The 15,967-nt window shown below is 43.1% G+C and carries 12 protein-coding genes; 8 read left to right on the top strand and 4 right to left on the bottom strand.

Annotation, left to right across the window (positions count from 1 at the left end; translation table 11 throughout):
- Positions 1–76: 76 nt before the first annotated feature.
- From ACKI5J_RS17500 to ACKI5J_RS17490, 3 genes are all read right to left on the bottom strand, one after another.
- Positions 77–613 carry an RNA methyltransferase gene (locus ACKI5J_RS17500; RefSeq protein ID WP_407430797.1) on the bottom strand — a complete coding sequence of 179 codons (537 nt, stop codon included), beginning with the start codon at positions 611–613 and terminating at the stop codon, positions 77–79.
- A 5-nt stretch (positions 614–618) separates the two neighbouring features.
- Complete coding sequence (locus ACKI5J_RS17495; protein WP_407430795.1) at positions 619–1,770, bottom strand: galactokinase; 1,152 nt, start codon at positions 1,768–1,770, stop codon at positions 619–621.
- 86 nt (positions 1,771–1,856) lie between these two features.
- Entirely contained in the window at positions 1,857–2,876 is a 1,020-nt protein-coding gene (locus ACKI5J_RS17490; RefSeq protein ID WP_407430793.1) for a LacI family DNA-binding transcriptional regulator, read from the bottom strand.
- A 163-nt stretch (positions 2,877–3,039) separates the two neighbouring features.
- Between ACKI5J_RS17490 and ACKI5J_RS17485 the strand changes: the two genes are divergently transcribed.
- The 4 genes from ACKI5J_RS17485 to ACKI5J_RS17470 all read left to right on the top strand — a co-directional run bounded on the left by ACKI5J_RS17485 (position 3,040) and on the right by ACKI5J_RS17470 (position 9,785).
- Positions 3,040–4,524, top strand: coding sequence for a xylulokinase (locus ACKI5J_RS17485; RefSeq protein ID WP_407430791.1), 1,485 nt, complete (start codon positions 3,040–3,042; stop codon positions 4,522–4,524).
- Positions 4,525–4,529: 5 nt separating this feature from the next.
- Positions 4,530–5,861, top strand: coding sequence for a xylose isomerase (gene xylA / locus ACKI5J_RS17480; protein WP_407430789.1), 1,332 nt, complete (start codon positions 4,530–4,532; stop codon positions 5,859–5,861).
- Positions 5,862–5,993: 132 nt separating this feature from the next.
- The gene (locus ACKI5J_RS17475) at positions 5,994–6,860 is read left to right on the top strand and encodes an EamA/RhaT family transporter (RefSeq protein ID WP_407430787.1); all 867 of its coding nucleotides are present in this window, start codon (positions 5,994–5,996) and stop codon (positions 6,858–6,860) included.
- 144 nt (positions 6,861–7,004) lie between these two features.
- Complete coding sequence (locus ACKI5J_RS17470) at positions 7,005–9,785, top strand: PAS domain S-box protein (RefSeq protein WP_407430785.1); 2,781 nt, start codon at positions 7,005–7,007, stop codon at positions 9,783–9,785.
- 6 nt (positions 9,786–9,791) lie between these two features.
- Here ACKI5J_RS17470 and ACKI5J_RS17465 read toward each other — a convergent pair whose 3' ends face one another.
- On the bottom strand, positions 9,792–10,472 hold the full coding sequence (locus tag ACKI5J_RS17465) for an arylesterase (protein WP_407430783.1): 681 nt from the start codon (positions 10,470–10,472) through the stop codon (positions 9,792–9,794).
- Between the two features lie 49 nt (positions 10,473–10,521).
- Between ACKI5J_RS17465 and ACKI5J_RS17460 the strand changes: the two genes are divergently transcribed.
- The 4 genes from ACKI5J_RS17460 to ACKI5J_RS17445 are packed head-to-tail and all read left to right on the top strand — an operon-like array spanning position 10,522 to position 15,887.
- Positions 10,522–11,223, top strand: coding sequence for an ABC transporter ATP-binding protein (locus tag ACKI5J_RS17460; protein WP_407430781.1), 702 nt, complete (start codon positions 10,522–10,524; stop codon positions 11,221–11,223).
- Positions 11,216–13,759: an ABC transporter permease gene (locus tag ACKI5J_RS17455; protein WP_407430779.1), complete on the top strand. Its 2,544-nt coding sequence runs from the start codon at positions 11,216–11,218 to the stop codon at positions 13,757–13,759. Before ACKI5J_RS17460 ends, ACKI5J_RS17455 begins: the two co-directional genes overlap by 8 nt.
- Before the next feature lie 46 nt (positions 13,760–13,805).
- Positions 13,806–15,116 (top strand): MFS transporter, encoded by a 1,311-nt coding sequence (locus ACKI5J_RS17450; RefSeq protein WP_407430777.1) that lies wholly within the window; start codon positions 13,806–13,808, stop codon positions 15,114–15,116.
- 42 nt (positions 15,117–15,158) lie between these two features.
- Positions 15,159–15,887, top strand: coding sequence for a (Fe-S)-binding protein (locus tag ACKI5J_RS17445; RefSeq protein WP_407430775.1), 729 nt, complete (start codon positions 15,159–15,161; stop codon positions 15,885–15,887).
- Positions 15,888–15,967: the final 80 nt, after the last annotated feature.

The following is a 15,967-nucleotide window of genomic DNA, read 5'->3' as shown; positions in this document are numbered from 1 at the left end:
AAAGGCGTCGATATACATATATTGACGCCTTTCTTGTTTATATGGAGTTTTGTTCTTTGCTTAGGGCTGCATTCTTTTAGGAAGCCGGCTTTAACTTGGAAAACATATCCCAAAGTACGATGCCTGCTGATACGACGATATTGAAAGAATGCTTTGTGCCGAACTGAGGTATCTCGATGCACGTATCAATCTTCTGCATCACCTCCTCAGACACGCCATTTACTTCGTTACCAAAGATCAATGCATAGCTTGTGCCTTGATCGGGCTGATACTCGTTGAGCATTATACTGTTTTTTGCCTGTTCAATGGCCAGAATAACCTTTCCTTCTTCTTTTAGCCAGTCAATTGCAGCTGTAGTAGTATCAAAATAGCACCACTCGACGGATTGTGTAGCACCTAAAGCGGTTTTCTCAATCTCTCTGTGGGGAGGCTGTCCGGTTATACCACAAAGCACTATTCTTTCCAATGCGAACGCATCTGCGGTGCGAAAAATAGATCCGACATTGTGCATGCTTCGTACGTTATCCAGTACGAGTGTGAGAGGAAGCTTCTCCTGCTTTTTAAATTCGTCAACACTTACTCTATTTAATTCATCGAGCTTTAGTTTATGCATAGTCGTTACAGTTCCACTACTCCGGTGCCTATCTCAGAGCTGTAGACAGAAGGTGCGTAGCCAATGGTGTTTGAATAGTGATCGGTAATGGATTTACTAAAATCCTCAAATTTATCTTTTTTGACCAGGGCGATGGCACATCCACCAAATCCGGCGCCAGTCATCCGTGCACCGGTAACCCCGGAGTAGGTTTTACAGAAAGCTACAATCGTGTCGAGCTCTATGCCGGATACTTCGTACAGCGATTGCAATGAATCGTGTGAAGCGAACATCAATCTTCCAAACTCATCCAATTTATGAGCAGCCAACGCCGATGCCGCCAGTTGAACCCTGTCATTCTCTTCAATAACATGCTGAGCTCGTTTCTGAACCGTTGGATCTTTGATGAGATGTTTATGAGCTTCAAACGTTTGGGTGTTAATATCACATAAATTATCAATGCTTAATTCTGTCTGGAGAGCTTCGAGCGCTTGAGCACACTCGCTTACGCGCTCGTTATATTTTGATTCTGCGAGCTTCCTCGGTTTGTTGGTGTTGATTATGGCCAGCAAATTGTCTGCCAGATCACATTCTACGGCTTGATATTCCAGCGATTCGCAGTCCAGCTTTAAAGCTTTATTTTTTTCTCCGAAAGTTACTGCAAACTGGTCCATGATGCCTGAATTGACACCTATGAACTCATTTTCCACTCTTTTGGTAAGCTTAACCAGATCGAGTTTCGAGTACCCGGTTTTAAAGATCGTGTTTAAGGCATAGGCAATTACCACTTCTAAGGAAGCAGAAGACGACAATCCTGCGCCGATAGGAAGGTCTCCATAAAATAAAAGATCCAGGCCCTGCACTTCTTTTTTATCAGCAACGAAATTATGGATTACACCGAGGGGATAGTTGAACCATTCTTTGCCTGTTTTGGAATATTCAGGTAGAACTGGCGTTTCATACGTTTCAGGGAAATTAACGCTGGAAAAGCGGAAGATACCATCCTTATTCGGTGCTGTTAAGAGATAAGTTCCGTAAGTAACAGCGCAAGGCATGACCAATCCGCCGTTATAGTCGATGTGTTCGCCGATGAGATTTACTCGTCCTGGTGCGAAGAACGTACGTTGACATTCCTGTCCAAATTGTTTGGAGAATGTTTGTTTTAGGTTATTTAACATAGCAGTCTTTGTGGTACGAGCAAATGTAATAATTTAAGCCCTTTTGCAAGATATGCTATGTGTATTTCTTACACCATATCGGGAAGTTATTTCAATTTTCGGGAAGATTCCCTAACGATCAGGAGGGGTTCAAGTTTCAGCTCTTCGGCAATGGGAGAAGGCTCATTATCTTTGATACGTTTGAGGAACAGTTTCGCTACCTCTTGTCCCATTGTCAATGTCTGCTGGTCGATAGTCGAGAGCTTAGGAGTGACCAGGCTGCCAAAAGATTCGTTAGCAAACCCTATGACCCCCACTTCCCCGGGGATGTCAACGTTGTACTCCAAAAGTTGTTGCATAACGCCCATGGCTGTAAAATCTTCGAGAGCGAAGACTGCATCGAACTGCAGACAACTTGATTTTGCATTCTGGACTACTTGTTTTCCAAACTGCAATGAAAACTTACCCCTTATAATCAATTGCTCGTCAACTTCGATACCGTAATGTTTAAGGGCATCGATATAACCCCTCAGACGCTCTTTAAATATGGGGATGTCCTGTTCTGCAGTAATGTGTAATATGCGGCTATATCCCTGTTTTATAAGATGCTCAGTGGCGATAAATCCGCCCTGGTAATCGTCGATGGTAACAGAGGGGGAATTTAGTTCTTTAGGGTTTCTATCGAAAAAAAGCAGGGGAGTATTACGGTTGATAATCTCCTCGTAATGATTAAAAGAGGTCGTCTCTGTAGTTATGGAAGCGATAATTCCGTCAACTCTCGATTGTAAAAAAGTTTCAATTCCACTTGCCTCCTGGTCCATTTTTTCGTTCGACTGATATAATAGAATATTATACCCGTTAGCATTCATTACCTGCTCAATTCCATAGACAACGGAACTGAAGAAGGTAACCTGCAGACTGGGTACGATCACACCTATGACATTGGTTCTTCCAGAACGTAATGAGGAAGCAATCTTATTTTGTCGATAGTTAAGCCGTTCTGCGACGTCCCTAACCGCTTGTTTGGTACTGGCACTAATAGCAGGGTGATCATTAAGGGCACGAGCGACGGTTGAGAAGGTAATATTTAGTTCCTTAGCTATGTCAAGAATGGTAACTTTTTTCATTTTGATATCATTTAGCCGGCGATTACCGATTAATTCATCCCTCCGGGAAATGAAGTTCGAAGTTATAGATTAGCTTAAATGTTTTTAAAATATATTTTTCTAATATCAGAATTTATTTCTACAATTGTGCAAACGTTGGCATTAGTCTCTTAACCAATTTATAATGTTATTATTAGGAATAGATGTAGGTACATCATCGATAAAGGTTTCCGTGGTAGATGCTCAGTCTCAGCGCGTCTTGCAGTCTGTGCAATATCCGGATAATGAAACAGAAATCAGCTCTCCTCAACCTGGCTGGGCGGAGCAGTCGCCGGAGATGTGGTGGGAACATGTCGGTATCGCCATCCAAAAGATCAATGCCAGCGGTTTGTTTAATCCGGCAGATATAAGTGCGATAGGTATCGCATACCAGATGCATGGACTTGTGGTTGTGGACAAAAAACAACAAGCGTTGAGGGACTCGATTATCTGGTGCGACAGCAGGGCTGTTAAAATTGGAGATGATGCGTTCAATGCGATAGGCGAGGATAAAAGTTTATCAAGGTTGTTAAATTCACCGGGTAACTTCACAGCATCTAAACTCGCGTGGGTAAAACAGAACGAACCGGATCTATATTCCAGAATTGATAAGGTAATGCTTCCGGGCGACTTCATCGCTATGAAGCTTACGGGCGAGATTACATCCAGTCCCTCTTCTCTCTCTGAGGGGATTTTCTGGGATTTTGAGCATGAGGAACTATCGGAAGATATTATCAACTACTTTGGATTCGACAAAGGTCTGTTCCCGGAGGTCAAGCCGGTTTTCGCGACGCATGGGTGTCTGAAAGCTGATGTAGCAGAAAGATTGAGCTTAAGAACTGGCATTCCGGTAAGTTACAAATCAGGCGACCAACCAAATAATGCCTTATCGTTAAACGTTCTGGAACCCGGAGAGGTTGCTGCCACGGCTGGCACTTCGGGGGTAATTTATGGAATAAGCGATCAGTTGTTCAGCGATCCTAAATCTCGTGTAAATACTTTTGCCCACGTCAATCATTCGGTAAATGACCGTCGTTTGGGCGTTCTTTTATGTATTAATGGGACAGGCATCTTAAACAGATGGGCTAAGAATACGTTCGGAAACAACCTCAGTTATCAAGAGATAAACCAGCAGGCTGCTTCAGTCAGTGTTGGGGCGAACGGCGTTCGGATACTGCCTTTCGGTAACGGCGCAGAAAGGATGCTGGGCAATAAATTAATTGGTGCCCAATTCCATCGGATAGATTTCAATTTACACCATTCGGCGCATCTTTTCAGGGCGGTGCAGGAAGGTATTGCATTTGCGTTTCGCTATGGGTTAGATATCATGCGGGAGAACGGCATGAACCCAACGGTGATCCGCGCCGGAAAAGCCAATCTTTTTCAAAGCGAGCTTTTTGCGGAGGCATTCGTTAATTCGACGAACGTGCCCGTGGAGTTATATCATAATGATGGTAGTGTAGGAGCAGCTTTAGGGTCAGGTATAGGGGCCAAAGTGTTTTCCTCCGAAAAAGAGGCCTTTCTTAATGTTAAGTCGATCAAACTGATAACGCCTACTATGACAGAGCAGTATGAGCCGGTTTACGATGACTGGAAACGTATTTTAGAAGAACAATTAACTATAAAATAAACAAAATGGGAAAGATCATTACTGGCGATAAGGAATTCTTTAGCGGAATAGGCCAGATTCAATTCGAAGGCTTGGAGTCAGATAATCCATTAGCATTCAGGTGGTACGACGAAAATCGGGTGGTTGCCGGAAAAACTTTAAAAGAACACTTCAAGTTTGCGTGTTCTTACTGGCATTCGTTCTGTGGCGATGGTGCTGATCCGTTTGGAGGGCCGACTCATATCTTCCCGTGGGATGAGAAAAGCGATCCTGTTGAAAGAGCGAAAGACAAAATGGATGCTGCTTTTGAGTTTATCACAAAAATGAACCTGCCCTACTACTGTTTCCATGATGTGGATCTGGTTGAGTATGGGAACGATATTCTTGAAAATGAGCGTCGATTACAAGCCATCGTAGAGTATGCGAAACTGAAGCAGGAGCAAAGTGGTGTGAAACTGCTCTGGGGAACGGCCAACTTGTTCTCTCATCGTCGATATATGAACGGAGCGTCTACTAATCCGGATTTTCACGTATTATCTCACGGAGCAGCTCAGGTAAAGGCAGCACTCGATGCTACTATTGCCCTGAAAGGTGAAAATTATGTATTCTGGGGAGGAAGAGAAGGATACATGTCCCTGCTGAATACCAATATGAAGCGAGAACAGGAGCATTTGGCCAAGTTTCTTCACACAGCTAAAGATTATGCACGCAGCAATGGCTTTACAGGAACTTTCTTCATCGAACCTAAACCCTGCGAGCCTACTAAGCATCAGTATGATTACGATGCGGCAACGGTTTTAGGATTTCTTCGTCAGTACGATTTACTGGGTGACTTTAAATTAAACCTTGAAGTGAATCATGCTACCCTGGCTGGTCATACATTCCAGCATGAGATGCAGGTTGCAGCGGATGCAGGACTTTTAGGCTCAATGGATGCCAACAGAGGGGATTATCAAAATGGATGGGATACTGATCAGTTCCCAAACAATGCATCTGAGCTTACAGAGTGTATGTTGATTTTTCTTGAAGCTGGTGGTTTAAAAGGAGGAGGCGTAAATTTTGACGCAAAAATTAGAAGAAACTCAACGGACAAGGAAGATCTTTTCTATGCACACGTGGGTGGAATGGATACCTTCGCCAGAGCTTTAATTGCAGCAGACAACATTCTTCAAAAATCTGACTATAAAAAGATCAGGGAAGACCGTTATTCATCTTTTGATTCAGGTAAGGGTAAGGAGTTTGAGGAAGGTAAACTTAGTTTGGTAGATCTTCGGGCATACGCTATCGAAAAGGGCGAGCCCGCTACCATTAGTGGCAAACAGGAGTACCTGGAGAACATCATTAACCGCTACGTTTAAATGAAGCGGCTATAAACTAAAGGGTCGTTGTTCATATCTATCTAATAGAAGCAACGACCCTTTTCTTGTTGGTACATAGTTCAGCGACGATCATTATGCTATCTTTGAGCCCTACGAACAGCGTTAGTGCATATGATTTTTATCTTTCTTAGTATACTGTGTAATATCATTGTATCCATACTTTTAAAGCTGGCAAAGCGATATGAGATCAGCGTTCCACAGGCAGTCGTCTGGAACTATGCAGTCTCAGTTATACTAACTTATAGTCTGTTTAAGCCGGATATCTCTTCACTTCAAATAGATCAAGTTCCTTTTAGTATCTATATGCTGTTGGGGATTTTGCTTCCTTCTTTGTTTATAATACTCGGATTATCAGTACGGCATACTGGTATTGTAAGAACGGATTTAGCTCAGCGGCTGTCGCTATTTATACCTTTACTTACCGCGTTTTTTATCTTTAAGGAAGAGATGTCCCCGTTGAAAGTCGCAGGTATTTTGGTCGGCTTTCTGGCAATATTGTGTTCTATACCCTGGCATAAAGAACCACTTAAAAATAAAACTACCGTGTTGGGGTGGCTCTATCCGTTGACGGTATTCCTGGGGATGGGCGTTATTGACACGCTATTTAAGCAGATAGCCTCATTTCAGGCGATTCCCTACACTTCGTCGCTGTTTGTTGTTTTCGTTTTATCTTTCTTACTGGCAGCTTTTGTGCTGACGTTGAGTATCGTGTCGGGAAGAACATCTTTTGGGTTTAAAAATTTAATATGCGGAATGATACTAGGCGTTTTCAACTTTGGAAATATCTTGTTTTATTTAAAGGCTCATAGAGCGGTTCCTGAGAACCCGTCTGTTGTCTTTTCAGCAATGAATATCGGTGTGATCATTGCCGGATCAGCCGTAGGTGTGCTTCTTTTTAAGGAAAGGTTGAGTAGGTTGAACGTCTGGGGCATAGGGATAGCCATTTTGGCAATCTTTCTGATAGCAATATCAAAATGACCAAGTGCAGGGTTAGTTTAAGGCTGCCCAAGTTGTTTCACCTTGTGAGTCTGTAAACAGGCACATTTCAATATGGTTAAAGTTGGTAGGTGATTGGCGGGCCTCGCAAATCTTTTTTATGGTTTTATTGTTGTGTTTGATTAAATGAGAACGTTTTATATGCAAGGGGTAAACGCTGGAGAGGATGAACTGCGAAGGATAAAAGGATTGGAAACTTATCAAATACTTGATACAGAGGATGAACGCCCCTTTAACTCCATTACTGAATTAGCTGCTGAACTTTGCCAGATGCCTATGGCTATGATCACGCTTTTGGACTCGAACCGGCAATGGTTCAAAGCGAAAGTTGGGCTTGACCTGAAGGAAACATCGCGAGAGTTTTCGTTTTGTAACTATACCATTCAGAGTAACGAAATCTTACAAGTTAATGATACTCTATTAGATAAGAGGTTTTCTACCAATCCTTTTGTAACAGGATATCCAATGGTTCGCTTCTATGCGGGTGCTCCCCTTACTTCCGAAGACGGGTGCAAGCTGGGGGCATTATGTGTAATGGACACTAAACCAAATGCGCTAAACGATCTGCAGCAGAAAACGCTTCTTCTTCTTGCCGATGAGGTGATCCTTCATATAGAGTCATCTAAGAGAAACCGCGAATTAAAATACCATCTTGACGCTGCTCAGGAATATCAGGAAATGTTTAATCATTCCGGCGATTTGCATTGTATAGTCAGTGAAACCGGTCAGATCGAGTTTGTCAATAACTCGGTGGTTGATATTATCGGCTATACCGTTGATGAGGTTAAAGGGAGATATATCTGGGACTTTTGTCCTCCCGATGAAAGAAACAAGCTCCTTCCGGATATTCGTAAAGCAATTTTAAGCGGGCTTGACCATTTTAAACTTGAAACGAACGTTGTAACTAAACACGAAGGTATTAAAGTTTTCAGTTGGAATAATGTAATCAGGAGTGGGCGGTGGTTGATTAACGGAAGAGATATTACGCACCAAAGAAAGAACCAAATGATGCTGGAGCAACTTTCCCTTGTTGCAAGCCATGTAAACAATGGTGTGGTTATCAACGATGCTGACAGTAAGGCGATATGGGTCAATAAGGCGTTTGAAACAATTACCGGATATCGTGCTGCTGAAGTTTTAGGAAAAAGAATAGGTGATTTGTTACTTCGGAATTATACAGACAACCCAACTCTGACCTATGCAAGAAGCCGAACCGCTAGCAGGCAATCATTTTCCGTTGTTCTTCCCGCTCACCGCAAAGACTTGAGTCCTGTTTGGCTATCTGTAATGAATACAATTGTGCTTAACGACGAAGGCCAGGCAGACAAGTCGATAGAGATACTGACTGACATCACCCAACAGAAGGAATCAGCCAGCCAGAATGAGACGCTCAATCTGGCTCTCAGTAAATCCAGTGTGGGAATCGTGGTGCGTGATAACACAAATAAAGTTGTGTGGTTCAATGATGCCTTTGAGACGATCACAGGATATTGTCTGAACGAGTTTAAGGGAAAGCATCTCGGAGATATCTTGATTGGTCCTGACACTTCCATGGATGGCTACAAAGTAGCTAAAGATGCATTTGCAAACCAAACGACATACGAAATAGAGAATCTTTTTTACACAAAATCGGGCGAAAAGGTTTGGCTCTATTTATCGAACACACCTTTGTTCAACGAATCAGGACAGATGGAACGTCAGGTGTGTATTGTTGTTGATGTCACAGAGCGCAAGAAAGCTGAGCAGGAAATTATTGCAACCCGCGAAGCCGCTATAAAGTTAGGAAAAGCCAAGGAGACATTTCTATCTGTCATGAGTCATGAAATGCGTACGCCTTTAAATGCAATTATAGGCATAAGCCGCATTCTGTTGGAAGAAGATCCTCTGGATAGGCAGTTGGAAAACCTCGACATGTTAAAGTTTTCGACAGAGAACTTACTTACACTCATTAATGACGTCCTCGACTATACCAAAATCGAGACGGGTAACCTCGAGTTGGAGCTTAGACCAGTCAATCTTAAAAAGATCGTAACTTCCACAGTCGAATCCCTGCAATTCAAAGTCGACCGGGAGAAAGTTTCCATGAGAGTGAAGATCGACAATAGGATTCCAGAAATATTGATGGTCGACAATACACGTGTGTATCAGGTTTTGATGAATTTACTTGGCAATGCGATTAAGTTTACGGAACGGGGCGAAATTAACTTGGAACTTGCTCTTATTTGTGAAGATGATCAATCTGTATCTGTTCGGTTCAAAGTATCGGATACTGGTATAGGCATTAATCCCGATAAGCTGGATTATATATTTGAATCCTATACTCAAGAAAGTACTGATACAACCCGAAAATACGGAGGTACAGGTCTTGGTCTTGCCATTACAAAGAAGTTAATTCAACTTCATCATTCGGAAATATTTGTCGAGAGTGAAAAAGGAAGGGGCTCCTCTTTTTATTTTACCATTCGATTTGCCCGCCCTGGTGAAGCCGGTATAGAAGAGTCAGCACTCGACCAGCTGCCAGTATCCATTCCCTCTTATATCTTAATTGTAGACGACAACCCGATGAACAGGATGGTTGCCCAAAAGACTGTAATGCGCTGGGGAATAAAATCAGATCTTGCAAAGAATGGAAAAGAGGCTCTTGAGATGATAGAACGGAAGGATTACGACCTGGTCCTCATGGATCTGCATATGCCCGTAATGGATGGCTATGAGGCAACCCGAAAAATCAGGATGCTTGCCGATGGTAAGTATAAAGATCTGCCGGTAATTGCTCTTACTGGAAGCGATTTAGTCGTGCGCAGGGAAATGATCCTGGACGCCGGTATTAATGATACCGTGTTGAAACCGTTTGTGCCAATGGATTTGTTTAAAATAATACGGCCGTATCTCAAAAAGGAAGGATAAAGACGATTAAAGAATCGTCTGAAGCTCCTCCCAAACATTTTCAGCAAGAATTTTTTGACCCTCTGCTGTGGGATGGATTCCGTCCTTGAGATTTAACCGTGGAATGCCCGCAACGTTCTTTAATAAAAACGGGATCAGCAACATTTGATTTTTCTTCGCAATCGCAGGGAAAACCTCATTAAACTCTCTGGCATATTGGCCACCCATATTTGGAGGAACCTGCATACCCAGGAGCACTAATTTTGCGTCGGGATACCGTTGTTTGACGGTATCTACAATAGCCTGCAGGTTTTTTGCAGTTTCGGTAACCGGCACGCCTCTCAACCCGTCATTGGCTCCAAGTTCTAAAACAAAAATGTCAACTTTATTTTTCAATAGCCATCCTATGCGCCCCTTTCCTCCAGCGGTTGTTTCACCACTTAAGCCGGCATTTATGGTCTTGTATCTTAGATTCAGCGAATCAATCCGGTCTTGAATCAGCGATGGAAACGATTCACTCGAAGGGTCATCCAGGCCATAGCCAGCAGTGAGGCTGTTTCCGAAAAATAAAATATTTTTAGTTTCCTGATTGTCGGATGTTTCTTTGTTCTTTAGGTTATCTTTATTTTCATCGTTTTCTTTCATCGTGCTATTTGTGCAGCCCAACACAGACATTAGAAGTATCAGGCAACTGTATAATCTGTTCATAAAGTGATGTTCGTTAATGATCAAACAGTAATTGACTAAGTTAGTTTAAATGACCGAAAATATTCTATCAGTAAATAATCTAAGCAAAGTTTATAAAGGTGCAGGGCACCAATTGACTGTCCTGAGAGATGTTTCATTTTCCGTTAAGAGAGGATCTATGGTTTCAATAGTTGGTCCATCAGGAAGTGGCAAGACGACCTTGCTAGGTCTCTGTGCCGGTCTGGATCGTTCATCGGGCGGCTCAGTTCGTATAAACGACATTCGCATCGATGATCTCAGTGAAGATGAAAAGGCACGGGTCAGAAGCAGATATACAGGCTTTATCTTTCAGAATTTTCAGCTTTTGCCAACCCTGACGGTTTTGGAAAATGTAATGGTTCCTTTGGAACTTCGGGGAGAAAGGGGAATTAAGCCCGGTGCGCTCGAACTTCTTGATAAGGTTGGACTGTTGGAGCGTTCGCACCATTATCCGACCCAATTATCCGGGGGAGAACAGCAGCGAGTGGCCATAGCCAGAGCTTTTTCAAACCGTCCGGATATACTCTTTGCAGATGAACCGACGGGCAATCTTGATGACGAAACGGGAGAGAAGATTATCAACTTGATTTTTGAGCTTAACCGGGAATCAGGAACTACTTTGTTGCTGGTGACTCACGACCTCGATCTTGCATCCAGAACTCAGCGGATCATCAGGCTTAAGGGTGGTGAAGTGATTTCAGATTTGCCCACCCAACCGATCGGCAATGAGTAAGAACATATCGAAAGTCGCCTGGTTATTCCAAATGGCCTGGCGAGACAGCCGCAGAAGTAAGTCCCGGCTCCTCCTCTTCGTCTCATCGATCATTCTGGGGATAGCCGCACTTGTAGCTATTTATTCATTTAACGATAATTTAAACACCGATATTGACCATCAGGCTGCAAGCCTGATAGGCGCAGATCTGGTGTTGTCCACGAACAAACAACCATCGGCCAGGATGGAAGATTATCTCGCGAAGCTCGGCGACGAGCGTTCGAGTGAGAAGAGATTTGTTTCGATGATTTTTTTTAACCGAAACGGAGGGAGCAGACTGGTGCAGGTTAGGGCCTTGAAGGGAAAATTTCCCTTTTATGGAGAGATCAAAACTATACCTGAGGGAGTCTCCCGAGAGCTTCCGAACGGTCACAATGCGCTTGTAGATAAAACATTGATGCTCCAGTTTGGAGCGCAACAGGGTGATTCTATCCGGTTGGGTGAACAATCGTTTATTATATCAGGTATCCTCGAATCGGCGCCCGGACAGACCGGATTCTCCTCATCGATTGCACCAATAGTCTATATCCCGATGACTTACCTGCAACAGACCGGTTTATTGCAAAAAGGCAGCCGCATTAACCATAGTTATCATTACCGGTTTAATGAGCCTGGAAGGTTGAAGAAAGAGCTAAAATCCATTAAGGCATTTGCCGATAACGCATTGATGGATGTAGAAACCATAGAATCGACAAAAGAGGAAACCGGAAATTCATTCAGAAACATGACAAACTTCATGTCTCTCGTTGCGTTTATGGCGCTCCTGTTAGGTTGTATTGGTGTCGCGAGCGCTGTTCATATATATATAAAAGAAAAAGTCGCGTCTGTGTCGATTTTGAGATGCCTCGGGGCAACTGCTTCTCAGGCAACTCTAATCTATCTTATACAAGTTGCGGTAGTGGGTCTGGTCGGGTCTATTCTGGGTTCTCTTTTAGGATTGTTCATCCAACAATTTTTGCCGGCTGTTATGAGAGACTTTATTCCAATCGAAATTACGGCAAGAGTATCGTATCCTGCTATTTTCCAAGGAATCTCAACAGGTTTGATTGTTTCAGTCATTTTTTCAATTCTCCCGCTATTAACTGTCAGAAAAGTTTCACCGCTCTATACTTTAAGGGCATCGGCGGAAGATGCGGGTAATTCCCCCGATTGGCTAAGGGTGCTCGTCTATTTCCTTATTATAGTCTTCCTTGTATCATTCACCTATATCCAGTTAGGAGACCTGAAGCAAGCGGCTATTTTTACCGGAGGAGCAGGTCTCTGCTTCCTGATCCTTGTAGGAACCGCCAACTTGCTGACGAAGCTTGCAAGGCGTTATTTTCCATCGGAATGGAGTTATATCTACCGGCAGGGATTCTCTAATTTATTCAGGCCAAATAATCAAACCGTTATCTTAATTGTGTGCATAGGCCTGGGCACAGCGTTGATCAGCACGCTGATGCTTGTAAAGGACATGCTGATTGATAAAGTGACGACGTCATCTGCCGAAGGAAAACCCAACATGGTGCTGTTTGATATTCAGTCTTCACAGAAAAAGGAGATCGCAGAAATGACTGAAGCGCAGGGACTGCCGGTTATGCAACAGGTGCCGATCGTTACCATGCGCATTGAGGAGATAAGAGGAATAAACGCATCGAAGGCCAAAGAAGATACGACTCTCGATGTGCCCGTAAAAGCCTTTAACTCAGAAATCCGAAGTACCTTTCGAGACAGCTTAACAAGCACAGAAAGGATTGTCGCTGGCAAATGGGTTGGAAGAGTCGACGCCGGCGACGATAAGGTATACGTATCTCTGGAAAAGAGGTACGCAGAAAGACTTCGTGTAAGCGTTGGTGATGAAATGATTTTCAATGTACAGGGAGCTTTGGTACCCGTTATTGTTGGAAGTTTTAGGGAAGTGGACTGGAATAATATACAAACTAACTTCAGGGTGGTGTTCCCTTCCGGCGTTTTAGAAAACGCACCACAATTCCATGTACTTTTGACCAGATTAGAGTCTCCGCAAAAGGCGGCCGAATTTCAGCAGGCCGTAGTTCTGAAATTTCCCAATATTTCTATTATTGATTTGAATCTCGTCCTGAGTGTTTTGGATGGCCTTATGGCCAAGCTTGCGTTTGTCATTCGCTTTATGGCCGGCTTAAGTATTGTGACAGGAATTATCGTATTGATAACTTCGGTTTTGATAAGCAGGTATCAACGAATGAGAGAAAATGTTTTACTAAGGACACTGGGGGCAAGTACGAGGCAAGTGCTTACCATTACTGCGCTGGAGTATTTCTTTCTTGGAACTTTAGCTGGCATCACAGGGATCCTTCTCTCATTTATGGCAGGTTGGGCGCTTGCAATCTATAATTTTAAAACTGCGTTTTCGCCTGAATTGATGCCATCTCTGTTGTTGCTGTCAAGTGTATGTTTAATTACAGTTGTGATCGGACTGTTGAACAGCAAGAGCAGCTTGAATGCCCCGCCTCTTGAAGTACTCCGAAAGGAAGTTTAATCTAAGCTTCGTTAAACCATTAAAATTTCATCTATTTTCAGCTCAAATGCAGACAGTAAAGAACGATAAGAAGACCATTCGCTCCTGGGCAATGTTCGATTGGTCCAATTCAGCCTATAATCTGGTCATAACCTCGACCATATTTCCGGCATATTACACGATAATTACGACGACAGAGGAGCATGGCGACAAGGTCAGCTTCTTCGGATTTACCTTCGTCAATACGGCTCTATCGAACTATTCATTGTCAGTTGCTTATCTTATCATGGCGCTGCTTCTTCCTTTCCTTTCATCGAGTGCCGATTATCATGGGAATAAAAAAGCTTATATGAAGTTTTTTACATACATGGGGAGTCTGGCTTGTATGTTGCTTTTTTTTTTCAAGCTTGAAACCCTTGAGTTGGGGATCATCTGTTCTGCAATTGCAGCAATGGGCTATATAGGAGGCGTAATGTTCAGCAATTCTTATCTTCCTGAAATCGCTAGCGTTGATCAGCAAGATAGAGTAAGCGCCCAAGGTTTTGCCTATGGCTATATCGGGAGCGTTCTTTTGCAGATACTCTGTTTTGTATTCGTACTAAAGCCAGAGTGGTTTGGTATCACCGATCTTTCATTTGCTCCCAGACTTTCTTTTTTACTGGTAGGCGTCTGGTGGGTCTTATTCGCCCAGATACCGTTTTCCAAACTTCCCGCAGGCCCCGGTGTTCAGGTAGCTAAAAATCGCAAAAATGGCTATCAGGAGTTGCTTTACGTATTCAGGCAAGTCAAAAGCATGACGATATTAAAGCGATTTCTTTTGGCTTTCTTTTTTTACTCCGTTGGCGTTCAAACGATCATGTTGGTTGCAGCTAGTTTCGGGGAAAAGGAACTTCATCTGGGTACAGAAAATCTGATAATAATCATCCTGATCATTCAGGTAGTTGCTATCGGCGGGGCCTATCTCATGTCGTCGCTAGGGCGGAAGATTGGAAATATCAACGTATTGATCTGGGTTGTTTGTGTCTGGATCGCAATTTGTATCTCAGCGTACTTTATATCTACAGCACAACAGTTTTACGTGCTCGCTGTTGTAGTCGGGATAGTCATGGGAGGCGTTCAAAGTTTGTCACGATCTACTTATTCCAAGTTTCTGCCCGAAGGCACGCCAGATACCGCGTCGTTTTTCAGTTTTTACGATGTGACTGAAAAGCTCGCCATTGTGATCGGACTTGCCTCTTTCGCTTTTATTGAAGAAAGATCCAATATCAGGAACTCTGCATTGGCGCTTAGCTTGTTTTTCTTTACTGGCCTGATCATTCTTGTATTCCTGGCAAGGACTAAAGGAAGTACAAAAACTTCATTAATCTCTGAAAATTAAGTTTGGCTTTTCCTCAATACGAATTACCTTTACGCACTGACTATGACTGTAGAACTATTCATTCCATGCTTCATGGATCAACTATATCCGGACACTGCTTTTAACACAGTGAAGATCCTCGAAAAAGCCGGTTGTAAAGTATCATATAATCCAGAACAAACATGTTGCGGACAACCTGCCTTCAATGCTGGTTTCTGGGATGAAGCAAAGGCTGTCGGCGGGAAGTTCCTAAGCGATTTCTCGGAGGACAATTATATCGTTTCTCCCTCTGCATCCTGCACAGGTATGGTTAAAAATTACTACAGCGACCTGTTCACAAACACCGTTGTACATAATAAATGCAGATCAATTCAGTCAAATATCTTTGAACTTTCTGATTTCCTGATCAACGTTCTTCAGAAAGATTACTTTGGTGCTGAGCTTGACGGCCGGGCTGTCTATCATGATTCATGTGCCGGCTTGAGAGAATGTAAAATCAAGGACGAGCCAAGGGCGTTATTGTCAAAGGTTCATGGCCTTGAGTTACTTGACCTGAAGGACAATGACACCTGCTGCGGATTTGGTGGAACCTTTGCGGTTAAATTTGAAGGTATCTCGAGCGCCATGGCGCAACAGAAGATAGACAATGCGCTGTCAGTAGGTGCAGAATACATTATCTCCACAGATGCGTCCTGTCTCTTACACATGCAGGGTTATATAGACAAACATCAGCTGCCAATTAAATCCGTGCACCTCGCAGATGTTCTTGCACATGGCTGGGGAAATGTATAATACTCCGGATTTTTATTTCTAAAACGATACTTTTGCAATTCATTTAGATCACCCCTGTACGTGATCTGACAATTTTTTAT

The sequence above is a fragment of the Arcticibacter sp. genome (assembly GCF_045629565.1).
In the GTDB taxonomy this organism is placed as follows: Bacteria; Bacteroidota; Bacteroidia; order Sphingobacteriales; family Sphingobacteriaceae; genus Arcticibacter.
Note: the sequence above shows the minus strand (reverse complement) of the source record. Positions and strands in the feature narration are given on the sequence as shown.